Raw genomic sequence first — 25,128 nt, forward strand, 5'->3', positions numbered from 1 at the left:
ACTATGCACAAAAGTATCCCTTGTTTAGAAGGAGAGGATTACTCGTATGAAAATTGTTAAAATTTCCCCTCGTGGTTATTGCTACGGTGTTGTGGACGCGATGGTTATTGCACGTAACGCCGCATTAGATACATCATTACCAAGACCTATTTATATTTTAGGTATGATTGTTCACAACAAACATGTAACAGATGCGTTCGAAGAAGATGGCATCATCACACTAGATGGTCCAAGTCGATTAGACATTTTAGATAAAATCGATTCTGGTACTGTTATTTTCACTGCACACGGTGTTTCTCCAGAAGTTAAACAACGTGCAAAAGAAAAAGGTTTAACAACAATCGATGCCACTTGCCCAGATGTTACAAAAACACATGACCTTATTGAAGCAAAGAAAGCTGAAGGTTACCATGTCATTTATATTGGCAAAAAAAATCATCCAGAACCAGAAGGCGCAGTTGGTATCGCACCTGACATCGTTCATCTTATCGAAAGAGCCGATGATTTAAAAACATTAGAAATTCCAACGGATAAAATTTTAGTTACAAATCAAACAACGATGAGTCAATGGGATGTTCAACATTTAATGGAGGACATTCAGAAGAAATTCCCAACAGCAGAGTTCCATAAGGAAATTTGTTTAGCAACTCAAGTTCGCCAAGAAGCGGTTGCCAAACAAGCTGATGTTGCAGACTTAACAATTGTTGTCGGTGACCCGAAAAGTAATAACTCAAACCGTTTAGCACAAGTATCGCAAGAAATCGCTGGTACGAAAGCATACCGCGTTGCGGACGTAAGTGAAATCAAATTAGAATGGCTACAAGGTGTCGAGAACGTAGCTGTTACAGCAGGCGCTTCTACTCCAACACCAATTACAAAAGAGGTTATCGCTTTCTTAGAGCAATATGACCCAATGAATCCTGCTACATGGGAAAGAGTTCGAAAAGTACCGTTACAAAAAATATTACCTCGTGTAAAAGTGAAAAAAGAACAATAATAAAAACCGTTGCCTATATGAGCAACGGTTTTTTATTTTTCTTATACAAATGTAAATGGATCTGTATGTAACTGCGAAGCATGAATATGTACATTCAGTTTCTTTGCATCTGCTTTTTCTTGTAATTGCTTTTGTACACCTTGCTTCATTACCTTTTCAACGTTATGTCCTGGGTCGACGATATTTAAACCGAGCATCATCGCATCATGGGCAACATGATAATACATGTCACCTGTTACATATACATCCGCACCTTTAAATTTAGCTTGATTGATGTATTTGTTACCATCGCCACCAAGTACAGCTACTTTGCGCACTTTATCATCTAATTTCCCAACAACTCGCGCACCCTTTACATCTAACGATTGCTTTACATGTTCCGCAAACTGTCCAAGTGTCATTTCTTCTTGTAAATACCCTATTTTTCCAAGCCCTAACGTTTCACCTTTGTTATCAAGTGGATACACATCATAGGCTACTTCTTCATATGGATGTGCTGTTACCATTGCTTTAATCACTTTTCGTTGTAATGAAGCTGGAATAATCGTTTCGATCCGCACTTCTTCTACGCGCTCTAACTGTCCAGTTTCCCCGATATAAGGATTTGTCCCCTCTTGAGGTACAAACGTACCTGTACCCTCGCTATTAAACGTACAGTGACTATAATTGCCGATATGACCAGCACCTGCGTCTCCTAATGCTTTTCGTACTTCTTCTGCATGAGTTTCAGGCACAAACACAACAATTTTTTTCATTTCTTCTGCATATGTCGGTGCCAAAACTTCTGTATTTTGCAATCCTAACGCCTCAGCAAGTAAATCATTTACCCCGCCCTTAGCAACATCCACATTTGTATGTGCGGCATAGATTGCAATATCATTTTTAATACACTTTTCAATAATTTTCCCATATGCCTTATCTGTATGAATCGCTTTTAGCGGGTTAAAAATTAAAGGATGATGCGCAATAATGACATTCGCTCCTAATTGAATTGCTTCATCCACAACTTCTTCCGTTACATCTAACGCAATTAATACGTGCTGCACGGGTTTATTAAGCGCTCCAATCTGCAAGCCAATCTTATCTCCTTCCATCGCCAAATGCTTCGGATACATACTTTCAAATAACGAAATAATTTCATGGCCATTTGGAATTTTACTCATGATAAAACCTCCCCTATCATTTTCATTTTCGCTTCTACTTCCGCACGCTTCGCTTTTGTTTCTTCAGAATCAGCCGCACGTTCTAACTGCTTTAAAATATTTTGGAAGTTTTTTAATTCTCCTTCCCACTTTTCAACGAAAGCTTCACTTTTTTCTTTCATTAAAAATGGTCCCATAAATAATTCAGCCTGTTTATTTTCAGAGTAAGGAACCGTGATATTTCCTCGCTCCCCTACTAAAATCTCGTAAATTTTCCCATCTTCTTTTACGATTTTTTCATGGATAAGCTCCCATCCATTCGCAATAAACCATTCACGAATGTGATGCGCTGCAATATTCGGCTGTAAGATTAAACGTGTTACACCTTCTAATTTTTCTTTACCACTTTCTAAAATATCACGAATTAACGCTCCGCCCATTCCGGCAACCGTAATTACATCTACTTCTCCTGGCGCGATAACAGCTAATCCATTCCCTTTACGCACATCTACTTTATCTTGTAAGCCACTTTCAGCTACAGTTGCCTGCGCAGAGCGAAATGGTCCATCTACAACCTCTCCAGCAACTGCTTTAGTAGCAATATTATTTATAATTGTATAACACGGTAAATACGCATGATCCGATCCAATATCGGCAACTGTAGATCCTACTGGTATTTCACGCACAACTTCTTCTAATCGTTTTGAAAGCTTTACTTCATTCATGTATTTCCATTACTCCTTCTCTTGTCAGTCTGTCTCCATGATAATGAATTTATAGTAGTTGTTGCAAGCCTATAACAACAATTCACTTCTCTATCATTCATCGTATTTTAGAAAATATAGAAAAACAAGCCTTTTGCTTAAGCAAAAGGCTTGTCATACGGAACTTTATTTTTTCTTCGATAACCAATCAGCTACTTTAGCGGCTTGATCAGCTGGAACTATATTCGGTGGCATATTTCCTTTTCCTTTCGAAAGAATTTCTTTAATTTCATCCTTTGAAAGTTTCCCACCAATTTTTTGTAAATTAGGTCCTACCGCCCCTTGTAACTGATCACCGTGGCAGCTCGTACAGCTTTGCTTCACAATATCCTCTGGCTTGGATGCTGTTTGTGCTGGCTTCCCGCCATTTTTTGCATCAGCTAACTCTTTAGATTTATTTAGCCCCTGAAATGAAAATACAAACATAACGATAATACCCAATGCTGCAATAAGAGCGAACGGAATCAGCGGATTACGTTTCATATCTCTTCTCCCCCCTCTATACCCCTAAATAGTTAGATGATTCAGTCATTTCCATTGTACTTGAAAACGCTCTATCAGAAAAGAGTAAACTACTAATCGTTAAAAATATTCCATAAATTCAGTTTATTGTTTTTTATTGTTATATCGCTTATTATTTCGATAATTATTAACGTTTCTCATCATATTTTTCACTTTTCTACATATATTTTTGTATAGAATAAACAAAATTAATCGAAAAATCGAAAAATGAGCATTTGCAAATCAAAAGACAATTCTGTAAAATAAATTACAAGAAATTGTAATCGTTGCTGACAGCTAAAGTTTAACAAAAATTAACAAAATAAAAAAGTTTACTTCACAAAAGTGAAGTAAACTTAAAGGTAGCCTATTCTAAGAAATCCTTAAGACGCTTACTACGGCTTGGATGTCTCAATTTACGAAGTGCTTTTGCTTCAATTTGACGGATACGTTCTCTCGTTACGCCGAATACTTTCCCAACTTCTTCAAGCGTACGAGTTCGTCCATCATCTAAACCAAAACGAAGACGTAGAACATTTTCTTCACGATCTGTTAGTGTATCTAACACATCTTCTAATTGTTCTTTTAGCAATTCATACGCTGCATGGTCCGCAGGCGATGTTGCTTCTTGGTCTTCAATGAAATCACCTAAATGGGAGTCATCTTCTTCACCAATCGGTGTTTCAAGAGAAACTGGCTCCTGTGCAATTTTCAAGATTTCACGTACTTTTTCTGGAGCAAGATCCATTTCTTCACCAATCTCTTCAGGAGATGGTTCACGTCCTAAATCTTGTAATAATTGACGTTGTACACGAATTAACTTATTAATCGTTTCAACCATATGAACTGGGATACGAATTGTTCTTGCTTGGTCTGCAATCGCACGTGTAATTGCTTGGCGAATCCACCAAGTTGCATACGTACTAAATTTGAAACCTTTACGATAATCGAACTTTTCAACCGCTTTAATTAGACCCATATTCCCTTCTTGGATTAAGTCTAAGAAAAGCATACCACGGCCCACGTAGCGCTTTGCAATACTTACTACAAGACGTAGGTTTGCTTCTGCAAGACGACGTTTCGCTTCTTCATCGCCTTCTTCAATACGCGTTGCAAGTCGAATTTCTTCTTCTGCAGATAGTAAATCTACACGACCAATTTCTTTTAAATACATACGAACAGGATCGTTGATTTTAACCCCTGGTGGTACACTTAAATCATTGAGGTCGAATTCTTCTTCCGATTTTGCTATTTGGCGATTATTAGGGCCTTCGTCGTTGTCATTGTCGCCAACTAAGTCAATCCCTTGTTCACCTAAATATTCATAGTATTCATCCATTTGATCGGATTCAATTTCAAATCCATTCATGCGTTCTGCAATCTCTTCATATGTAAGAACGCCACGTTTTTTTCCGAGCTCAGTGAGTTGTTCTTTCACTTGCTCAAGGGTCATTTCAGTTTCAATTTGTTTAGAACGAGCTGGTTTGTCAGCCATCTGTTCCCCTCCTTACGCGAGATACAAACATTCATTATACTAAAAATTTATCAAAAAAGCTATTTTCTCGCTTTTTGATTTTGTAAATATGCTACATAATATTTAGCAGCCTCTACAGGATCTGTTTTTTCCATTTGTTTTATCTTGAAGATGATTTCCATCTTTTCAAGTTTTTCTTGATGACGTCTAAGCGTCTCCAAATGGCCTTGTAACACTTCTTCTGTGTATTCTGGATTAATAAATTCATCCGTCGAAATATCAGTAATAATATTTTTCAACTTTTCATCAGAGAGCCAACTTAAAAATGTTCCGACTGAAGGTTCATTTCCCTTTTCATAATATGCGTATAGTTCATATAAAATCCCTTTATGTTCTTCTGTATGAAAATCTTCTATGTGGGATTCCATACGAACGGCCACTTCTGGACTTTGCAACATATGGTAAATAATTTCTCTTTCTGCCCTTTCAAAACCTGTTAACTTCGGTTTTGTTTGAACAATTTGAGACGGCTTAGAAACCTGCTTTACTTGTTTTTGCTGTACCTTTTGTTCTTTGCGATATTGGTGCAATTGATTCAAAAGTGTTTCCATTGAATACGAAAATTCTTGCGATAATGACTTCAAATATGATTCTGCCTGCATCGCATCCTGTAACAACGATAACTCTTTTAAAACACTTTTCACATACTCTTCTTTGCCCGACTCATCTTGCAAATTTTTCCCTAAACGCAAATAATTTATTTTAAAACCAACAAAACTTATACTTGATTTCACAAGATTTTCAAAAGCAGTTGTCCCATATTGTTGCACATATTCATCAGGATCAAGCTTATCTGGCAAGGATGTAACTTTCACTTGGCAACCAACTTGCAACAATAATTGCCCTGCTTTCATCGTCGCTTCTCGCCCTGCTTTATCACCATCATAGCAAAGAACAACAGTTTCAACGTTACGTCGCAGAAGTTTTGCTTGTTCTTCAGTTAAAGCTGTTCCCATTGTCGCAACAGCTTCTTCCACACCACTTTTTACCGCAGCTAGTACGTCAGCATACCCTTCAAAAAGGACCACTTGCCCACGTTTTCTAATAAACGGCCTCGCTTGGTGGAAGTTATACAACAATTTACTTTTGTGAAAAATTGGTGTTTCTGGGCTATTTAAATATTTCGGAGTGTCATCTCCTAATGCCCTTCCACTAAACGCTATCACTTTACCTTGTAACGTATAGATTGGAAACATAACTCTTCCACGGAAGCGATCATAATGACTACCATCCTTCTCGCTTCTTATGAGAAGACCAGCTTGTTCCATACTTGATAGCGATAAACCTCTTTTTTGTAAGATTTTCGTTGCTGCATCCCAAGCAGGTGACGCATAACCAATTTCAAACTTCTCAATCATCTCTTTTGTAATACCACGTTTTAACAAATACGAAAGTGCTTCATTTCCTTCTTCTGTATTTACTAATAAATGATGATAATACTTTTTCAAAAGTTCATGAGCCTGTTGCATGATGACAGTGTCATCAGATATGTCTTCTTGTTGTCCTTGCCCTGATGTATACTCTGCAACCGCAATTCCATTTCTTTCACCTAGCTTTTGAACAGCTTCGGTAAAAGCCAGTCCTTCCATTTTCATTAGAAAGGAAAATACATTTCCACCTTCTCCACATCCGAAGCAATGAAAAATTTGCTTGTCAGATGAAACAGAGAATGAAGGAGAATTCTCACCATGAAACGGACAAAGGCCGAAATAGTTACGTCCCTGTTTTCTAAGTTGAACGTATTCACCAATCACTTCGACAATATCGGATGATGTCCGAATTTGTTCAACAACTTCTTCAGGAATTCTGTTCCCCATAACTCCATCTCCGTGTCGTATTTTGTATTCGATATAAATTAAAAAATTCCTTTATAATTCGACAATATTTTTTCTAAACTTATTAGAAAATGTTGTCGATCACGTTATCAAGCGATTTTGCAGACCCTTTTCTGCGTAAATTCGCAGATACGTACCTACTATATAAAATTGTATCCATTTGCTCATCTATTACAAATGTACCTCATGGAGACAATACATATGCACTTTTTCATAAGAAGACTAGCAAGCATCATATCCTATGTGATCACGAGATCTGTTTTTTGCATGTTGATACATATAAAGAAATCAACTTTTGCTTATTCAGCATCTACATAGATCCAAATTCCCTCGCTGCTTCCTTAAACGATGAGCATACGATGTGACAAACAAAATTTTGACATGAAATTTCGTTCCAGCTCGCACAATTGTCAGCCTTCACAGTATATGCATCTGCATCAACTCATACCATATTGATGTTTTGCATATTTCTGTATTCTACATCCCTTCTGCGAATCCTTCCATAATGTGCGTTTTCTTGTATAGATTTTGTCGATTTAACGTAATTACATGTCATTTCTTAAATCCTATCCCTAGTTTATTCTGAAAAATTAAAGTCTAAACGTAAAATATAGGTTTTTATCACAATTTTTTATTATAATATATTTTCTTCAACTACGCTACATATCCCTTTATTTTTTCATCTTCTATTTCAGGATAGCGAAACCCTACCTTTAGCATAATAAAAAGACCGAAAAATATAAGCATAACCACTTCGCTATCATCTATTACGAAATCAGCAGGCACTGTGTTTCTCACGAGCGAAAAAAGCACATTCACCTTTGGTAAATGTGCTAAAACATTTTTTGGTTTTGCACTGCATTCACAATAATGTTAGCTGTTTCTTCAATCGCTTTGTTCGATACATCAATTACTTGACAATTTATTTTACTAACTACATTCTCAAAGTGATCAATCTCTTCTTTAATACGATTAATATTGGCATATGTTGCTCCATCACTTAGTCCAAGTGATTTCAATCGCTCTTTTCGAATATGATTTAACTTCTCTGGCGTAATTTTCAAACCAAAGCATTTTTCTTTAGCCACTTGATATAATTCTTCAGGCGGATCTACTTCTGGTACTAGTGGTACGTTGGCAACTTTCAAACGTTTGTTATGAGCTAAATATTGAGAAAGTGGTGTTTTTGATGTGCGCGAAATCCCAATTAACACGATATCTGCTTTTAAAATACCCCGTGCATCTCTACCATCATCATACTTCACAGCAAACTCAATCGCTTCAATCTTTTTAAAGTATTCTTCATCTAACCTACGAACAACACCAGGCTCATATCTAGGCACTTGCCCGGTAATTTCTTCAATTTGATCGATTAGAGGACCAATAATATCATATGCCTCTACACCTTCTTTTGCAGCCTCTGTCACTAAATATTGGCGCATGTCAGGCTTTACTAACGTAAAACAAATAAGTGCTTGATTGCTCTTAGCAATCGAAATCACTTCTTTTAATGTCCCTGTATCTTCTACATACGGCACACGTCTAATATCAGGAGCAAATGGGAATTGCCCCATTGCTGCTCGAACAACCAAATCAGCCGTTTCTCCTACAGAGTCAGATACGACATATACGATTTTATTATCCATTACATTACCTCACTTTAAACAAATTACACTTATTCGTTATTTACTAAGTTTACAAACGCACGTGTAATATTTGTTTTTGTAATTCGTCCAACCACTTCTAAACCTTGTTTCGTATCTTTTACAACTGGCATCGCATCAATCTGTCTTTCTATTAATTCCATCGCAATATCATATAAAGAATCTTCTCTACGACACATCGCAATGTTTGGCATCCTTGTCATGATAATATTAACCGGAAGTGAGGTTAAATCCTGCTTCCCTAAGCTAGCTCGTAATAAATCTTTACGAGATACAACGCCTACTAATAGAGTCGATTGATCTACAACGAATAATGTACCTACATCCTCTAAAAACATAGTACAAATCGCATCGTATACCGATACATTTTTATCAATTACAACCGGTCTAGATTGATAATCTTGTACTTTAATTTTCTTAACAGCTTCAGATAATAACTGCCCCCCAGTTTTACCCGTATAAAAATAACCTACGCGTGGACGTGCTTCTAAATAACCAGCCATCGTTAAAATTGCTAAGTCTGGTCTTAGCGTTGCACGTGTTAATCCCAATTGCGCAGCAATTGACTCCCCTGTAATAGGACCGTGATCTTTTACAATCTGAATGATATGTTCTTGCCGTTTATTCAGCTCTATGATAATCACCACCTTTAATGCACAACGAAAAAAGTTATACTATCTCTTAAATATTATATACTAAATATGCTATTCGAAAAAGAAAGGATGTAAAAAGGACCGTATACGGCCCCAAATTATATTTGAAACTTATCAAGTTGTTCTAAGAAACGTCTTGATTTCAAATAAATCCCGCAATATTCATCATAATATGTATTCAATACTAAACGCATTTGTTTTTTTGTGCTATCCTTCACTGATACATTGCCAAGTCTATGTAAATCGAAGTGGTAGAAAAGACGTAATAATTTATGAACGGCTTCCCCCACTGGTATACGATACTGATCTTGCTCAGCATGACGTGAGCACAGAAAACCGCCCTCCCTAACAGAGAAGGCGACAAAATCTGTTTCTTGATGACAAATCGCACATGTATCAAAGTACGGGCGCATCCCTAATACCGGAAGCATTTTCGTTTGATAAATTAATGATAATACTTCTGGATCAACACCCTCACACATATAATGCAACGTTTGATATAACATTTCAAATAAATATGGATTATGTTTTTTATCTTCTGTTGCTTTATCAGTTAACTCAACAATAAATGATGCATAAGCAGTTAAAAATATATCCTCGCGAATTTCTTTCATAGTTGAAATAATCTCGCCTTGTTGCAAAGTTCCAAGTCCAGATCCCATTTGAATAAGAAAATGACCATGTGTCATAAGTTGCGAAACAGATGCTAACCGGCTTTTTGGTTTTTTCGCTCCTCTTGCCATTGCACTTACCTTACCCAATTCTCTTGAGAATATTGTAACAATCTTGTTCGTTTCTCCGTAATCTGTCGTACGGATAACGATGCCCTCAACTTTTTGAAACATGTTCGTCACCATCCAAGGTTTGAACAAAACGGGTCAAGAAATTGGAGAGTCTAGATGCGCTAGCTCCTCTTCATGTTGATCCATCTCATCGTTTACGTCTTTTTCCATTTCTTTCAAAAGCAAATACGTCTCAATGCTTCCTGTTTTGGAGAAAAACTTCCAGGTAAAATCTAGCATAAGAATCCACCTTTCTCAATAAGCGTAGCCTATAAACCAATTTCCTTTGTTGTTATTAAATTGACCCATTTTGTCCATTTTCATGTGAGAAAAATTTTTCCTAATTTATCAAAACTCGTAAAAACCAATAATCAGCGGATGAACAAAACATCCGCTGATTACAGCTTTACTCTATTTTAATACTCGTCTTCGCGGAAACCAAGGTCACGAAGCTGAGACATTTTATTACGCCAATCTTTTTGCACTTTTACCCATACTTCTAAAAATACTTTAGAACCAAGTAATGCTTCAATATCAAAACGAGCTCGCTTACCGACTTCTTTTAACATCTTCCCTTGTTTTCCGATAATAATCCCTTTTTGCGACGGACGTTCCACAACAATCGTTGCATTAATATAAACTGCCCCGCCCTCACGTTTTTGAATTGCATCGATAACAACAGCTACAGAATGCGGCACTTCTTCACGTGTTAAATGTAGTACTTTCTCACGAATAAGCTCTGCAATAATAAATCTCTCCGGATGATCCGTTACTTGATTATCTGGGTAGTATTGTGGTCCTTCCGGTAAATACTTTTTAATTGTACCAATTAGGGCCTCTACGTTATTACCGTCTAATGCAGAAATTGGTACGATTTCTGCAAAGTCATGTAATTTGCGATATTGATCAATTAGCTCTAATAATTGTTCTGGGTGAACTTGGTCAATTTTATTAATAACTAAAAATACTGGTTGTTTCGTTTCTTTTAACTTCTCGATGATGAATTCTTCACCACGACCAAAGCCTTCAACAGCATTCACCATAAATAAAACGATATCAACTTCTTTTAATGTCGTTTGCGCCATCTTCACCATGAAGTCGCCTAGTTTATGTTTCGGTTTATGTATTCCTGGTGTATCAATAAAAATTACTTGTGAATCATTTTCTGTATATACACCTTGAATTTTATTACGAGTTGTTTGTGGCTTGTCACTCATAATAGCAATTTTTTGACCAATAATACGATTTAAAAATGTAGATTTCCCAACATTCGGTCTGCCAATAATAGAGACAAAACCTGATTTATAACCTTTTCTATTCATGTAAATCCTCCGCTAAAAATGCTCCTGGTAACAATTCCCCGACTGTTGTCTCTTGAACGTCACCATGTAAATTTGATAGGTATACTTTCGTATCCTGTTTACATAATTCTACCATAACTTGTCGACATGCTCCACAAGGAGGTACTGGACGCTTCGTATCCGCCACAATTGCGATAGCTACAAACTCTTTATCTCCTTCAGAAACCGCCTTAAATAAAGCTGTTCTTTCTGCACAGTTACATAAGCCATATGAAGCATTCTCAACATTACATCCACGATATACTTTTCCATCCTGCGTTAATAATGCTGCACCTACTTGAAATTTAGAATATGGTACGTACGCTTGTTTACGCGCTTCGATTGCTTCTTGAATTAATTGTTGACCATTCATATTCCCGCATCCTTCCTGTTCACAGCTGTGAATAGATACACTCTCTTATTAAAGGCCTTTACGGCACCTTCAAAGCTTAAGAAAAGCTTTGGAATGCAACTATACCACATACGGTAAAAAGATAATAGCACCAATTATAACGGCTATTATCGCGAACAATAAAACCGCTCCCGCCGCGACATCCTTTGCGACTTTCGCAAACGGATGTATATCGGTAGTCGCTAAATCTACTGTTTTTTCCACAGCCGTATTTACCATCTCTAAACTCATTACAATTCCTATTACAATAAGTAATACCATCCATTCTACTTTTGTAATATGGAAATAAAAGCCGCAGCATATAACAACAACTGCGGCTAAATAATGAATTTTCATATTTCGTTCATGACGAAGACAAAAGAATATACCGACTATAGCATACCCAAAACTATCTATAAGTTTTCCTTTTTTCATCGTCCTAATCCAAATGCTTCTAAAATTTCTTTTTGTCTTCCGAACATTTCTTTTTCATCCTCTTCTGTCATGTGGTCATAACCAAGTAAATGTAAAAAGCCATGTAACGCTAAAAAGCCAAGTTCACGATCAAAAGAATGTCCATACTCTTCAGCTTGTTCTTTCGCTCTCGGAATAGAAATAATAAGATCACCTAACATACGCGGCATCTCTACACCTACAATTTCCATTTCTCCTTCTCCCATTTCTTCCATAGCAAAAGAAATGACATCAGTAGGCTGATCCTTATCTCGGTAATCACGATTAATCTCGCGAATGCGTTCGTTATCTACAAATGTTACTGATAACTCTGCACCATCCTCTATTTTTTCCATTTGAGCTGCTTTTCCTAATATCTCACGAATTAAATTCACATACTCTTCTTTCACTTCTTCTGTTTCATCAATGAAATCAATTAATAAACTCATTCTTTCTCCTTATCTTCCGGTGGTTCCGGATATGTAATACGCGAATGGAAAATACCATTTAACGTTTCACATAACGTTTTTCCAACGATTTGTAGTTCCTTAAATGTCAAATCACATTCACTAAATTGCCCATCTTGCAGGCGATCTTTAATAATACTTTGTACTAAATTATTAATTTGATCTGGCGTTGGGTGATTCATAGAACGTACCGCTGCCTCAACACTATCCGCAATACCAACGATTGCCGATTCTTTAGAAGTTGCTTTTGATCCCGGATAACGGAACATCTCTTCTGTATATTTTTCTTTATCTTCTTTAATCGCCTTATAATAAAAATATTTCAGGAGCGTTGTACCATGGTGTTGTCCAGCAATATCGATAATTTCTTGCGGAATATGGTATTCTTCAAGCATCTTTACTCCATCGGTTACATGAGCAATGATAATATCTTTACTCGTCACAGGATCTAATTTATCATGCGGATTTTCAATTCCCATCTGGTTTTCAATAAAGAATTGTGGTTGTACTGTTTTTCCTACATCATGATAGTAAGCCCCTACACGCGCTAATACACCATTTGCTCCAACTGCTTCACAAGCCGCCTCAGAAAGATTTGCTACCATTACACTATGGTGATATGTCCCTGGCGCTTCTAATAAAATTCTACGCAACAGCGGATGATTCGGACTTGATAATTCCATAAGCTTCATACTTGATACAATTCCAAGTCCACTTTCTAAATATGGTAATATCCCCATAGCCAAAACGGATGAGATAATTCCTGAAAGGGAAGCCATTAATAATTGGGTACCAATTTCAAGAGGCGAAAAATTCCCATTACGTAATAATAATAACGCCGCCAAGACGACTACATTTAAGATTGAAACGAGTATACCAGCTTGTAAAATCATCGTACGACGATTTTTTTCTCTTAAGAAAATGCTCACTGATAATGAACTTAATAAAACATAAATGCCTACACTATAATTTAGTGTACTTGTTACTCCTTCATTAAACATAATACTTCCGCACACAGAAAAAATCATACTTGTTAAAAATACAAATCGATCGCCAATCATTAGTTTTACAAGTATCGTTCCCATCGCAACTGGGACAACATACGCAATTCCTGCATATTCAAGCTTTTGAAACAAACTAATAATTTTCATTAAAACAATCGTGATAGACAAAATTGTAATATACGCTAAAATGTACGGTTTGTCTTCTCTTTTCCGCTGTAAAAATACTTCAAACTGTTTATGCATAAAGTATAGTAACACACCAATGAGCACCGCTAATCCAACATAAGGCTGAAAACTATTACCTTTTTCTAATAAACCGACTAATTTCAACTGATTATACATATCACTTGAAATTGTTTCACCTTCTCTAACAATAACTTGTCCTTGAAGAATATAAACAGGTGGAACTAAATCTTCTTCTGCTTTCTTCTTCTCTTTCGTTACAGCCGGGTCATAGAAATAATTTGCTGTAATCGCATATGATCCTAGCGCATTCACAGCTTCTTTCAATCCGCTATTCACATTCAGGCTTTTCATTTCATTAACAAATCGCTCTTTCGCTGCCATTTCTTCGGACATTTTAATATTTCCACCCATGATAACGCTAACAGACGTTAAAGCCGCATTCTTTGCTAATTCTAATTGATCCGGTTCTGCATTAATAAAGTATAATAAATTCTCATCCGATAATTCCTTCGTTAAATTAGATGGCAACTTCTTCTTCAACTTTTCTAATTTATTCGCATCGGTCATCTTTTTTTGCTCTTCAGGTCCAGCAGCTTTCATCTCCTGAATTACTTCATTCACCTTAGCAAAAACATCATTTACAATATCTACTCTATTTTGTTTATATTCACTTCTATATGTATATTGATCCCCGACTTTTTGAGCGGCCTCTTGTTTTTTTCTTTCCGTTATAACCTTATCTTCAATTTTAATAGGAGAATGAATTGTTTTTTTCGCAATAGAATACATATCAACATCTAATTGCTCTGGTTTCACATTATTCATAAGTGCGAAAAACAGCACTGCTCCTAATAAAACGTAAGAAATCCAACTTAGTTTTTTCGAATGTTGTAAATTACGAAACCACTTAGAAATTTCTTGAGATCTTAACATGATTTCAATACCTTCTCCTCTCTAGAAATAAAGTGAAACTATTTATAGCTTTCATTTCTTCTAGCCAACGATACTTTTAGGTAACATTTTTATACACCAGTACCTATAGTTTATTTCTCTTATCTTTTATGATAGTAAAAAATATGCCGTTCGCCAACCTTAATACAAAAAGAAATGATCCTGACAAATAGGATCATTCCATTTTATCATATGCCTCAATAATACGTTGTACCAGTGGATGCCTTACAACGTCCGTTTGTTCTAACGTAATGAATGAAAGACCTGATACACCAGATAAAATGTTAGCGGCTAGCGTAAGCCCTGATTTTACCCCCTTTGGTAAGTCTACTTGTGAAGGGTCCCCCGTAATAACCATTTTAGAACTAAAACCTAATCTAGTTAAAAACATTTTTATTTGTGCACCCGTTGTATTTTGCGCTTCATCTAAAATAACAAATGAATCATCGAGCGTACGTCCTCTCATATAAGCAAGAGGCGCGATTTCAATTACACCTCTCTCCATCATACGCTGCGTATATTCTTGTCCAAGAATATCGTGCAGAGCATCATACAATGGACGTAAGTACGGATCTACCTTCTCTTTCAAATCACCTGGTAAAAATCCTAAACTTTCTCCAGCTTCTACAGCCGGTCTCGTTAAAATGATTTTCTTTACATACCCTTGCTTTAAAGCTCTTACAGCCATTACTACAGCTAAGTATGTTTTCCCAGTCCCGGCAGGTCCTATTCCAAATACAATATCATTTTTCTTCATTGCATGAATATATCTTCTTTGTCCCATCGTTTTTACACGAATGGATTTACCTTTTGCCGTTTTAAAGATTTCTTCTTCATATAACTCTTCAAATTGAGCAATTTTCCCTTGTTGTGCGAGCTGAATTGCATACGCAACATCTCTTTCTGTAATTGACACACCTTTTCGAATAACAACAAGTAGTTGTTGTAAGATTTTTTCTACGAGTGTCACAGTTTCAACTGCTCCAGATGCATGAACAGTTTCACCTCTAGTTACGATTGATACATTCAGTTCCCGTTCAATTACTTTCAAATGAGCATCATTGACTCCAAAAAGAGCGATTGCTTCGTTAGTATTTTCCAATTGTTGGTTCATTTCTACTAATTGTTCTGCCATTACTCAGTCTCCTTGAATATCGGATTCGGATATTGGTTGTGGCTCTGCAATATTTTCAATCACAGTATAATGCAAAGTGACTTTTAGTTGATCCGCCTCAACCTCTTTACTCAAAATCTTATCACTTACAATCATAGCATGTTCATCCAATTTTTTCTTTAGTTCTTTTTCGGCCATTTCTTTCGCTACTTTCATTGCCTGTTTTTCTGTATATTCTCGGTTCGCCTCTTCCTCTTCTCGCACTACATCTTTTTCATATGCAATCGGCAGTGTAAAACCAAATAATTTCACATCATGTTTTACACTTTCCGTACGAGAACGTTTATACTTATCATGCTGAAATCCCCATATTTTTATTTTTGTACTCCCAAATGTAAGGTAATGCTCATTATACGTATTACCAGTATATACTTGAAATTGCGTCTTGAGTGGTACATTCACCTCAGATGTGTACCACGTTTCTCCATATACAATACCTTTCGCCGAAACAATGGTTGGACTCTCCTCATTACCGTATATCCCTGATACGAGAAGCTGCCCTTTTTCTACATGATCATTTTTTAAAACGACTGGTTTTCCAACTTCAACAAATGTTTTTGTAACAATCGCTTCTTTTTTTGCCACTAAATTTTGCGGCCTTTGTTCTTTTTCTTTTTTCGGCTCATTTTTTTCAACAATTTTAAAATGGTACGTCGTTCCCCTTACTTCTAGTCCTGCCCAAGTAATCGCATTAATATTGTCCGTCAAATGACGTTGTACATCTTCTACACTAGGCATTTGGAATTGTAATTTTCCTTTTTTAATACCCATTTTGTCCAATTCTTTCATCAATATATATTCTGTTTCAGGTTTCGCTCCCGTAATTTCAATTTTCCAAACCATATTCGATAATGCAATCATACCAAAGAAGAAAATTAAAAAACCAATTAAGAATCCACTATTTTTAATTAAGCGCTTATTCCAAAATGGAAAACCGTAACGCCCAATAAAATATAGTTTACACTCATTTTTTCTATAAATCGGCTTTATTTTTTTCACATCTCGTAATAGCATACAAAAGACTAACGTTTCATCGGCGATTTTCTTAACGTCCCAAACTAATAATTTTCTACGCACACATTCGTTAACAAACCGCTCCGCTCCTCTACCTTCAATTCGTACCTTCACATATCCAAGCCACTTTATAAACCATTTATTTTTCATCTACTACCTTCACTACCTTTCCAAAAGTAGACACACTACTTTTCACTTTAATTAGCAAAATAGCTCGTACGAAAATGAAATAAAGAGTTTTATTTTCCATAAATAGCGGGATAAAGTGAGACTTTAATCAGCCCTCACCAATTGGACTTTAATGGATAGCCCGACCCCCACCTAACTTCTTTGCTTTCGCTGAATTTTGAGGCGGGGGCTTACTGCCCATTAAAGCGGGATAAACTTAAATAGTAGGGACAAATCATTAGAATAAAGAAGAAAAACTTCACATACGGAAGTTTCCCTTACTTCTCTTTCTGTTCGTCTTCTAAAAACGTCACTTGCTCAATTATCCCTTCAAGCAAAAGTTCTTCCGGAAGGATTGTTTTAATAACAAAGGACTGCCCCTTAATCAATAACTGACCATGTTTTAACAACAATCTTACTTCTTTATCTGAAAACACTAATAAACCTCGATGATTTTCTATATAGATATGCACTTGCCCAACAAGCGTGATCCGAGGTAGATCCATTAGCACATCCACTGGTAGGTCTATTTGCTTCGTTAACCAATTCTTCATTTGTTCTAATTTTTTCATCCCAAAAGACCCCCTCTCATCCCATATGTATGAAAAAAGAGCTTGTAATATCACGTCCAAACTGAAAAAAGCATAAAAAAACGTCTCATACGAAATGAGACGTTTTTTTATGCTAATAGCTGGATAACCAGCTTATTCACAAGCGATCCATCTGTTTTACCTTTTACTTTCGGCATAACAGCAGTCATCACCTTACCCATATCTGCTTTAGACGTCGCACCAACTTCAGAAATAACTTGCTTGATTATATCAACTAGCTCTTCTTCCGTTAATTGCTCCGGCAAATATGCGCTTAAAATCTGAATTTCACTTTGCAGTTTATTAACAAGGTCTTCACGACCAGCTTTTTTAAATTCAAGGAGGGAGTCCTTATGCTGTTTTACTTCACGAGCTAAAACTGTTAGTTCCTCTTCTTCAGTAAGAGTATGCTGTAGTTTAATACCTTCATTTTGTAAAGCAGCCTTAACCATACGAATGACGGTTAATTTTTCTTTTTGTTTATTCTTCATCGCTTGTTTCATATCATCGTTTAAACGACCGAGAAGACTCATAACTTACACCCTCTCTTAGAATTTACGCTTTCTTGCCGCTTCAGATTTCTTCTTACGTTTTACACTTGGTTTTTCATAAAACTCGCGCTTTCTTGCTTCAGCAAGTGTACCAGTTTTAGAAACCGATCTTTTAAAACGGCGAAGTGCATCCTCCAAAGACTCGTTTTTACGAACGACTGTTTTTGACATTCTCTTTCCCTCCCTCCGAAACATCACACTTACATACTAACTCCAGCATGCAAAAAGAAACACTTCTTCAGCATGTCTTTTACGATTATAATACATTTTATCACTTCAGGTCAACTATTTGACAGAATAAAAGAAGAATAGATGCTCTTCCTTTTTCAAAAACTATGCAGATAGCTGTTATCTTTTCCCCTGAAGGCAACTATATTTTTGTCATTATACCTTTTTTCATGCAGAAACGTACGGAAAAACTACTCATTTCGTACATTTTCAGTACTTAACTTCTCCACTAAAAAAGAAAGCATGCAAATCGTTTCCGTTTGCATGCTTTTTTATCCCGATTGGTGCGGGCTAATAATGAGCGGGGAATGAATCCCACGCTCATTAAAGTTTCACTTTATGCGCTTGCTGATTCCTTTTTCACATCATCTTCAAGGACACGAACAAATTGCGCTTCGTTATATGGATAACCAGCTTTTGTGATTTTTACTTTCACTAATTTACCGATTAATTCTTCTGATCCTTCAAATACAATTTTCAAGTAGTTATCTGTATAACCTACATATAGGCCTTCACGGTCGCCCTCTTTAAATTGTTCTTCTGGAATAATTTCAAGTACTTCTCCTTCAAACTGTGATGCATACTCTTTCGCTAATTGATTAGATAGTTCAATTAAACGGTGAACACGATCATTCTTCACATCTTCAGGAACTTGATCTTCCATACGCGCTGCAGGTGTTCCTGTACGTTTTGAGTACGGGAATACGTGCAACTCAGAGAAGCGATTCTCTTTAATGAAATTGTATGTTTCCATGAATTCTTCTTCTGTTTCACCTGGGAAACCAACGATTACGTCTGATGTAATCGCAAGACCTGGTAACGCTTCTTTCAAACGATCTAAGCGCTCCTGGAAAAATTCCATCGTATATTTACGACGCATACGCTTTAATACAGTATTAGATCCAGATTGCAACGGAATGTGTAAATGACGTACAACTACTTCAGACTTATCTAACACTTCAATTACTTCATCTGAAATCTGACTCGCTTCAATAGAAGAAATACGAAGACGTTTTAATCCGTCTACTTCCGCTTCCATATCACGAAGTAATCCAGCTAAGTTATAATCTTTAATATCTTCACCGTATCCACCTGTATGAATACCTGTTAATACGATTTCCTTATAGCCTGCATCTACTAATTGCTGCGCTTGTTTAATAACTTCTTTCCCATCGCGAGAACGCATTAAACCACGCGCCCAAGGAATAATACAGAATGTACAGAAGTTATTACAACCTTCTTGTATTTTTAAAGATGCACGTGTACGATCCGTGAAGTAAGGTACATCCAGTTCTTCGTATACACGTGTTTTCATAATGTTGCGGACAGCATTAATTGGCTGACGCTCTTTACGGAATTCTTCGATGTATCCTAACATCTTTTCACGATCTTGTGTACCAACTACAATATCTACACCTGGAATCGCCATAATTTCCGCTGGAGATGTTTGTGCATAACATCCCGTTACACAAATAACCGCATCTGGGTTTTGACGAACAGCACGTCTAATAACTTGACGACTTTTCTTATCTCCCGTATTTGTTACTGTACATGTATTGATAACATATACATCAGCTTTCTTTTCATATTCAGTTCTTTCATATCCACCTTGTTTAAACAATTGCCAAATGGCTTCTGTTTCATAGTGGTTTACTTTACAACCTAACGTATGGAACGCAACAGTTGACATTGATCATCACCCCATCAATTCAAAATGATACGAAGCAGCACTTAACGCGTATAACGGCGCCGTTTCTGTTCTTAAAATTCTTGGTCCTAAACTACATGGTACAAATTTATGTTCACGAAGCGCTGTAATCTCTTCCTCAGCTAAACCGCCTTCTGGGCCAAATACAATCAATAGCTTTTGACCTGGTTTCATCATCGTTAAAGCTTTCGCAAAATTAGATTTCTCGCCTTGTTTCGCTTCCTCTTCGTAAGCAACAAGGCAAACATCATACTCACCACTCATTGACAGCAATTGTTTAAACGATGCTGGGGTGTGTACTTCTGGAATTTCACTTCTATGTGATTGTTCCGCAGCTTCTTTCACAATTTTTCTTAAACGCTCAACTTTTTTATCAGCTTTTTTCGCATCCCATTTTACGATAGAGCGAGATGCTTGAAATGGTAAGAATGCAGCTGCCCCAAGCTCAGTTCCTTTTTGAAAAATTAACTCTAGCTTGTCTCCTTTCGGCAGTCCACTTGCAATCGTCACGAAAACAGGAAGTTCACTTGACGTCTCTACCCATTCTACAATAGCCGTATGAATAAATTCACTGGTAATTTCATCAATTGAACATACGGCTGTTTTTCCGTTTACACAGCAATAAATGTGATCACCAGCTGACATACGCATCACTCTTGCTATATGATGTACGTCATCACCTACAATGCGAATACTTGTCTCATTTACATATTTCTCTTCTACAAAATAACGTTGCATATAATCACCTTAGTAGAGTTTCGTTCCTTTCGTAAGCCAATACTTACGAAAAGAACGAAACGTTATCATTTTTCATATAACAAACGGCAAGTCCCTCACCTTATAGTGAGAGACTCCCCTTTTCATTATAAACTAAAATCTATATTACGCATTTCGTGCAATAATTGCTACCCAATCTTCCATTCGCAACACTTCTTCAATTGTAAATCCAGCTTTTTCTAGCGCTTCAGAAATTACTTTTTCCTTTGCAGCAATAATGCCCGATGTAATAAATAATCCGCCTGACTTCACAACTCTTGCTGCATCTTCAGGGAATAAAAGAATAATTTCTGCTAATAAGTTAGCTACGATTAAATCAACAGGACCTTCAATACCCTCTAAAAGACTATTTTGTCCAACAGTCACGATATCATCTGTTTTATTTAAACGTACATTCATTTCTGCACTTTCAACCGCAACCGGATCTAAATCATATGCTTGAACAGAAGACGCACCTAGTTTTGCTGCTGCAATACTCAGCACACCAGAACCTGTTCCTACATCAATGATTGTGTTACCTGGCTGTACTGTTTTTTCTAAAGCACGGATACACATCGTTGTTGTTGGATGAGTTCCTGTCCCAAACGCCATACCTGGATCTAATTCAATAATTTTTTCTTCCGGAGAAGATGGTGTATATTCTTCCCAAGTCGGTACAATTGTGAATGTATCAGAAATTTGTACTGGATGGTAATATTTTTTCCAAGCAGTAGCCCAATCTTCTTCATTGACTTCGTTAACGGTAATATTTCCAGTACCAATTTCGATGTCGTAAGATGGAAGCACATCAATAGATGATTTTACACCTGCAATTGTTTCATGTAAAGAATCCGTTTGCGGGAAATATGCTTTTATTAACACACCTTCTGCCGGATACTCATCTGGGTTCAATGCATAAATTTCACCATATTGTTGCTCGCGCTCTTTCGTCAACTCCGCTGGGTCCTCAATCGCAACTCCACTAGCACCAGCTTCATGTAAAATATGAGAGACAGCTTCTACTGCTTCTTCTGTTGTATGAATACTAATTTCTGACCATTTCACAATTTACCAACTCCATTTTTTATTTCCATTATTCCCCTTTGAAAGCACGTTTAAGCTTTCCGAATAAACTATCATCCTGCTCTTCTTGTCCTGCAAATTCACGCAATAAATCTTTTTGCTGTGAAGTTAATTTCGTCGGTACAACAACACGCACGACTACATATTGATCTCCTTGACCGTATCCACGTACGTTCGGAGCACCCTTTCCTTTTAGGCGGAATTCTGTTCCTGTTTGTGTTCCTGCTGGAATTTTCAGCTTCACTTTACCATGAACAGTAGGAACTTCTACTTCATCACCAAGTGCCATTTGCGCAAATGTTAATGGCATTTCGCAAATAATGTGATCTCCTTCGCGCTCAAAGAATTCATGATTTCTTACATGAACAACAACATATAAATCTCCTGCTGGGCCGCCATTTACGCCCGCTTCACCTTTTCCAGATACGCGGATTTGTTGACCATTATCGATACCTGCTGGAATTTTAACATTGATTTTTTTACGTTTACGAACTTTACCAGAACCGTGGCATGTCGTACATTTTTCTTTAATGATTTGCCCAGTTCCTGAACAATGACCGCAAGCTTGACGGTTTACGATACGACCAAATGGTGTATTTTGTTCTACACTTACTTGCCCTGATCCTGAGCAATGTTTACATGTTTCTTTTGAAGTTCCTGGTTTTGCCCCGCTACCTTTACAAGTATCACATGGATCTTCTACTGGAATCTCAACATTTAACTCTTTACCAAAAATAGCTTCTTCAAAATCTAAAGTGACTTGATATTGTAAGTCAGCACCTTGGCGCGGAGCATTTGGATCACGACGTCTGCCGCCACCGCCGCCAAAGAATGAACTAAAGATATCTTCAAAACCGAAGCCACCACCGAAGTCTCCTCCGCCGCCAAAGCCACCGAAGCCTTGATTAGCACCAGCATGACCAAATTGATCATATTGCGCACGCTTTTGATCGTCGCTTAATACTTCGTATGCTTCTTGTACTTCTTTAAACTTTTCAATTGCATTTTCTTCTTTACTTACGTCTGGATGGTATTTTTTAGCCAAACGACGATACGCTTTTTTTATTTCATCTTTTGAAGCACCCTTGCTAAGTCCAAGGACCTCATAATAATCTCGTTTACTCATAAATTTACAACCCCCGAATCTTTCACATAAACGTAATTTTAACACCGAAAGAAAGTGCTTTGCAACAAAGTTTCCTCACTTACAGTATGCAAAGTAAAAAACTTAAGACCCTCACACATTCCTTCTCATTCGTGAAAAAAGCCAAAGCCAAGGCACGCTTGACTTTGACTTTTTGTCATCTTACTTATTATGTTTAAAGTTGAATTACTTGTCTTCTTTTACTTCTTCAAACTCAGCGTCTACTACATTGTCTTTCTTCGCGCCAGCATCTTGTGCTCCTTGTGCACCTTCTGCTTGCCCTGCAGCTGCTTGAGCTTGCTCATATAGTTTAACAGTTAGTTGTTGTACGATTTCTTGTAAAGCGTCTTTTTTCGCACGGATTTCCTCAAGCTCGTTCTTCTCAATCGCAGCTTGTAATGCTTCTTTCGCTTCTGTTGCTTTTGCAACTTCAGCTGCATCTACTTTACCTTCTAAATCTTTTACAACTTTATCTGTTTGGAATACAAGTTGGTCAGCTTCGTTACGAAGTTCAACTTCTTCCTTACGTTTTTGGTCAGCGTCAGCGTTTGCTTCTGCTTCTTTTACCATACGATCTACTTCTTCATCAGAAAGACCTGAAGAAGATTGGATTGTAATAGCTTGTTCTTTGCTTGTTCCTAAATCTTTTGCACGTACGTTAACGATACCGTTCGCATCAATATCGAATGTTACTTCGATTTGTGGAATACCACGTGGTGCTGGTGGGATATCCGTTAATTGGAAACGTCCTAACGTTTTGTTGTCAGCTGACATTGGACGCTCACCTTGTAATACGTGAATGTCTACTGCTGGTTGGTTATCAGCAGCTGTTGAGAATACTTGTGATTTACTCGTTGGAATTGTAGTGTTACGCTCGATTAATTTCGTGAACACACCACCCATAGTTTCAATACCTAAAGAAAGTGGAGTTACATCTAATAATAGTACGCCTTCTACATCACCAGTAAGTACGCCACCTTGAACTGCAGCACCTAATGCTACAACTTCATCCGGGTTTACACCTTTATATGGTTCTTTACCAGTTTCACGTTTAATAGCTTCTTGTACAGCTGGGATACGAGTAGAACCACCTACAAGGATAACGCGATCTAATTCACTTGCAGATAGACCAGCATCTTTTAAAGCACGACGAGTTGGTTCTAATGTTCTTTCAACAAGGTTTGCTGAAAGCTCTTCGAATTTCGCTCTTGTTAATGTTAATTCTAAGTGTAATGGACCAGCAGCCCCAGCACTAATGAATGGCAATGAAATTTGTGTTTGTGTTACACCTGAAAGATCTTTTTTCGCTTTTTCAGCTGCATCTTTCAAACGTTGAAGTGCCATTTTATCTTGGCTTAAATCAATGTTATTTTCTTTTTTGAACTCAGCTACTAAGTGATCAATGATAACTTGGTCAAAGTCATCTCCACCAAGACGGTTGTCACCAGCAGTTGAAATAACTTCAAATGTTCCATCTGCTAACTCAAGGATAGATACGTCAAATGTACCGCCACCTAAGTCATATACTAAGATTTTTTGCTCTTCATCTTGTTTTTCTAAACCGTAAGCAAGCGCTGCTGCTGTTGGTTCGTTAATGATACGCTCAACTTCTAAACCAGCGATACGACCAGCATCTTTCGTTGCTTGACGCTCTGCATCGTTGAAGTATGCAGGTACTGTAATAACAGCTTTCGTTACTGTTTCACCTAAATATGCTTCAGCAGAAGCTTTTAAGTTTTGTAAAATGATTGCAGAAATTTCTTGAGGTGTATATTCTTTACCTTCAATTTCTACTTTGTAGTCTGTACCCATATGACGTTTAACAGACATGATTGTATTTGGGTTTGTAATTGCTTGACGCTTTGCTACTTCCCCAACTTGACGTTCTTCATTTTTGAAAGCTACAACAGAAGGTGTTGTACGGTTTCCTTCTGGATTTGGGATAACCTTTGGTTCTCCACCTTCCATAACAGCTACACAAGAGTTTGTTGTACCTAAGTCAATACCGATAATTTTACTCATGGCGAATCCTCCTACTTTTATGTAAA

General features: G+C 37.1%; 25 protein-coding genes. 1 reads left to right on the forward strand and 24 read right to left on the reverse strand.

The features are described 5' to 3' along the window. Window positions 1-46 precede the first annotated feature (46 nt). A complete protein-coding gene (locus ACTT1L_RS07980; RefSeq protein ID WP_000706669.1) occupies window positions 47-997 on the forward strand; it encodes a 4-hydroxy-3-methylbut-2-enyl diphosphate reductase in 951 nt (316 codons plus the stop codon). 41 nt (window positions 998-1,038) lie between these two features. On the opposite strand, the gene ACTT1L_RS07985 is transcribed toward ACTT1L_RS07980, so the two are convergent. The 24 genes from ACTT1L_RS07985 to dnaK form a co-directional block, all read right to left on the reverse strand. Then, window positions 1,039-2,160, reverse strand: a complete 1,122-nt coding sequence (locus tag ACTT1L_RS07985) for a Nif3-like dinuclear metal center hexameric protein (RefSeq protein ID WP_000036211.1) — start codon at window positions 2,158-2,160, stop codon at window positions 1,039-1,041. After that, window positions 2,157-2,864 carry a tRNA (adenine(22)-N(1))-methyltransferase gene (locus tag ACTT1L_RS07990; RefSeq protein ID WP_001006536.1) on the reverse strand — a complete coding sequence of 236 codons (708 nt, stop codon included), beginning with the start codon at window positions 2,862-2,864 and terminating at the stop codon, window positions 2,157-2,159. The genes ACTT1L_RS07985 and ACTT1L_RS07990 overlap by 4 nt, the downstream gene beginning before the upstream one ends. A 165-nt stretch (window positions 2,865-3,029) precedes the next feature. Then, complete coding sequence (cccA, locus tag ACTT1L_RS07995) at window positions 3,030-3,386, reverse strand: cytochrome c550 (RefSeq protein WP_000828145.1); 357 nt, start codon at window positions 3,384-3,386, stop codon at window positions 3,030-3,032. A gap of 385 nt (window positions 3,387-3,771) precedes the next feature. Further along, entirely contained in the window at window positions 3,772-4,899 is a 1,128-nt protein-coding gene (gene rpoD, locus ACTT1L_RS08000) for an RNA polymerase sigma factor RpoD (RefSeq protein WP_000764060.1), read from the reverse strand. A 59-nt stretch (window positions 4,900-4,958) separates the two neighbouring features. After that, window positions 4,959-6,755, reverse strand: coding sequence for a DNA primase (gene dnaG / locus ACTT1L_RS08005; protein WP_000528216.1), 1,797 nt, complete (start codon window positions 6,753-6,755; stop codon window positions 4,959-4,961). Between the two features lie 851 nt (window positions 6,756-7,606). After that, window positions 7,607-8,419 (reverse strand): pyruvate, water dikinase regulatory protein, encoded by an 813-nt coding sequence (locus ACTT1L_RS08010; RefSeq protein ID WP_000368943.1) that lies wholly within the window; start codon window positions 8,417-8,419, stop codon window positions 7,607-7,609. Between the two features lie 29 nt (window positions 8,420-8,448). Next, window positions 8,449-9,081, reverse strand: a complete 633-nt coding sequence (locus ACTT1L_RS08015) for a helix-turn-helix transcriptional regulator (protein ID WP_000583759.1) — start codon at window positions 9,079-9,081, stop codon at window positions 8,449-8,451. A gap of 107 nt (window positions 9,082-9,188) precedes the next feature. Then, the gene (gene recO / locus ACTT1L_RS08020) at window positions 9,189-9,935 is read right to left on the reverse strand and encodes a DNA repair protein RecO (RefSeq protein ID WP_000487010.1); all 747 of its coding nucleotides are present in this window, start codon (window positions 9,933-9,935) and stop codon (window positions 9,189-9,191) included. Window positions 9,936-9,968: 33 nt separating this feature from the next. Beyond that, window positions 9,969-10,112, reverse strand: coding sequence for a YqzL family protein (locus ACTT1L_RS08025; protein ID WP_000883924.1), 144 nt, complete (start codon window positions 10,110-10,112; stop codon window positions 9,969-9,971). A 176-nt stretch (window positions 10,113-10,288) separates the two neighbouring features. Beyond that, a complete protein-coding gene (gene era, locus ACTT1L_RS08030) occupies window positions 10,289-11,194 on the reverse strand; it encodes a GTPase Era (RefSeq protein WP_001080241.1) in 906 nt (301 codons plus the stop codon). Continuing rightward, the gene (locus ACTT1L_RS08035; protein WP_001014347.1) at window positions 11,187-11,585 is read right to left on the reverse strand and encodes a cytidine deaminase; all 399 of its coding nucleotides are present in this window, start codon (window positions 11,583-11,585) and stop codon (window positions 11,187-11,189) included. The genes era and ACTT1L_RS08035 overlap by 8 nt, the downstream gene beginning before the upstream one ends. A gap of 99 nt (window positions 11,586-11,684) precedes the next feature. Beyond that, window positions 11,685-12,038: a diacylglycerol kinase family protein gene (locus tag ACTT1L_RS08040; RefSeq protein ID WP_000715482.1), complete on the reverse strand. Its 354-nt coding sequence runs from the start codon at window positions 12,036-12,038 to the stop codon at window positions 11,685-11,687. Beyond that, window positions 12,035-12,505 carry an rRNA maturation RNase YbeY gene (gene ybeY / locus ACTT1L_RS08045; protein WP_000054692.1) on the reverse strand — a complete coding sequence of 157 codons (471 nt, stop codon included), beginning with the start codon at window positions 12,503-12,505 and terminating at the stop codon, window positions 12,035-12,037. The genes ACTT1L_RS08040 and ybeY overlap by 4 nt, the downstream gene beginning before the upstream one ends. Then, on the reverse strand, window positions 12,502-14,646 hold the full coding sequence (locus ACTT1L_RS08050; protein WP_000946450.1) for an HD family phosphohydrolase: 2,145 nt from the start codon (window positions 14,644-14,646) through the stop codon (window positions 12,502-12,504). The genes ybeY and ACTT1L_RS08050 overlap by 4 nt, the downstream gene beginning before the upstream one ends. Before the next feature lie 193 nt (window positions 14,647-14,839). After that, window positions 14,840-15,799 carry a PhoH family protein gene (locus ACTT1L_RS08055; RefSeq protein ID WP_000840516.1) on the reverse strand — a complete coding sequence of 320 codons (960 nt, stop codon included), beginning with the start codon at window positions 15,797-15,799 and terminating at the stop codon, window positions 14,840-14,842. Window positions 15,800-15,802: 3 nt separating this feature from the next. Beyond that, on the reverse strand, window positions 15,803-17,002 hold the full coding sequence (yqfD, locus tag ACTT1L_RS08060; RefSeq protein WP_000792485.1) for a sporulation protein YqfD: 1,200 nt from the start codon (window positions 17,000-17,002) through the stop codon (window positions 15,803-15,805). A gap of 296 nt (window positions 17,003-17,298) precedes the next feature. Next, entirely contained in the window at window positions 17,299-17,592 is a 294-nt protein-coding gene (gene yqfC / locus ACTT1L_RS08065; RefSeq protein ID WP_000732266.1) for a sporulation protein YqfC, read from the reverse strand. A gap of 107 nt (window positions 17,593-17,699) precedes the next feature. Continuing rightward, the gene (locus tag ACTT1L_RS08070) at window positions 17,700-18,143 is read right to left on the reverse strand and encodes a GatB/YqeY domain-containing protein (RefSeq protein ID WP_000054571.1); all 444 of its coding nucleotides are present in this window, start codon (window positions 18,141-18,143) and stop codon (window positions 17,700-17,702) included. Between the two features lie 15 nt (window positions 18,144-18,158). Continuing rightward, on the reverse strand, window positions 18,159-18,332 hold the full coding sequence (gene rpsU, locus ACTT1L_RS08075; protein ID WP_000048061.1) for a 30S ribosomal protein S21: 174 nt from the start codon (window positions 18,330-18,332) through the stop codon (window positions 18,159-18,161). A gap of 394 nt (window positions 18,333-18,726) precedes the next feature. Continuing rightward, entirely contained in the window at window positions 18,727-20,079 is a 1,353-nt protein-coding gene (mtaB, locus tag ACTT1L_RS08080) for a tRNA (N(6)-L-threonylcarbamoyladenosine(37)-C(2))-methylthiotransferase MtaB (protein WP_000108677.1), read from the reverse strand. A gap of 6 nt (window positions 20,080-20,085) precedes the next feature. After that, window positions 20,086-20,835 carry a 16S rRNA (uracil(1498)-N(3))-methyltransferase gene (locus tag ACTT1L_RS08085; RefSeq protein WP_001190152.1) on the reverse strand — a complete coding sequence of 250 codons (750 nt, stop codon included), beginning with the start codon at window positions 20,833-20,835 and terminating at the stop codon, window positions 20,086-20,088. 144 nt (window positions 20,836-20,979) lie between these two features. Continuing rightward, window positions 20,980-21,918, reverse strand: coding sequence for a 50S ribosomal protein L11 methyltransferase (prmA, locus tag ACTT1L_RS08090; protein ID WP_000872108.1), 939 nt, complete (start codon window positions 21,916-21,918; stop codon window positions 20,980-20,982). A 28-nt stretch (window positions 21,919-21,946) separates the two neighbouring features. After that, window positions 21,947-23,062 carry a chaperone protein DnaJ gene (dnaJ, locus tag ACTT1L_RS08095; protein ID WP_000043935.1) on the reverse strand — a complete coding sequence of 372 codons (1,116 nt, stop codon included), beginning with the start codon at window positions 23,060-23,062 and terminating at the stop codon, window positions 21,947-21,949. A 204-nt stretch (window positions 23,063-23,266) separates the two neighbouring features. Beyond that, complete coding sequence (gene dnaK / locus ACTT1L_RS08100; protein WP_000034690.1) at window positions 23,267-25,102, reverse strand: chaperone protein DnaK; 1,836 nt, start codon at window positions 25,100-25,102, stop codon at window positions 23,267-23,269. Window positions 25,103-25,128 lie beyond the last annotated feature (26 nt).

Origin of the sequence: Bacillus sp. FH (assembly GCF_052216825.1) — a bacterium.
Taxonomy (GTDB): Bacteria; Bacillota; Bacilli; order Bacillales; family Bacillaceae_G; genus Bacillus_A; species Bacillus_A paranthracis.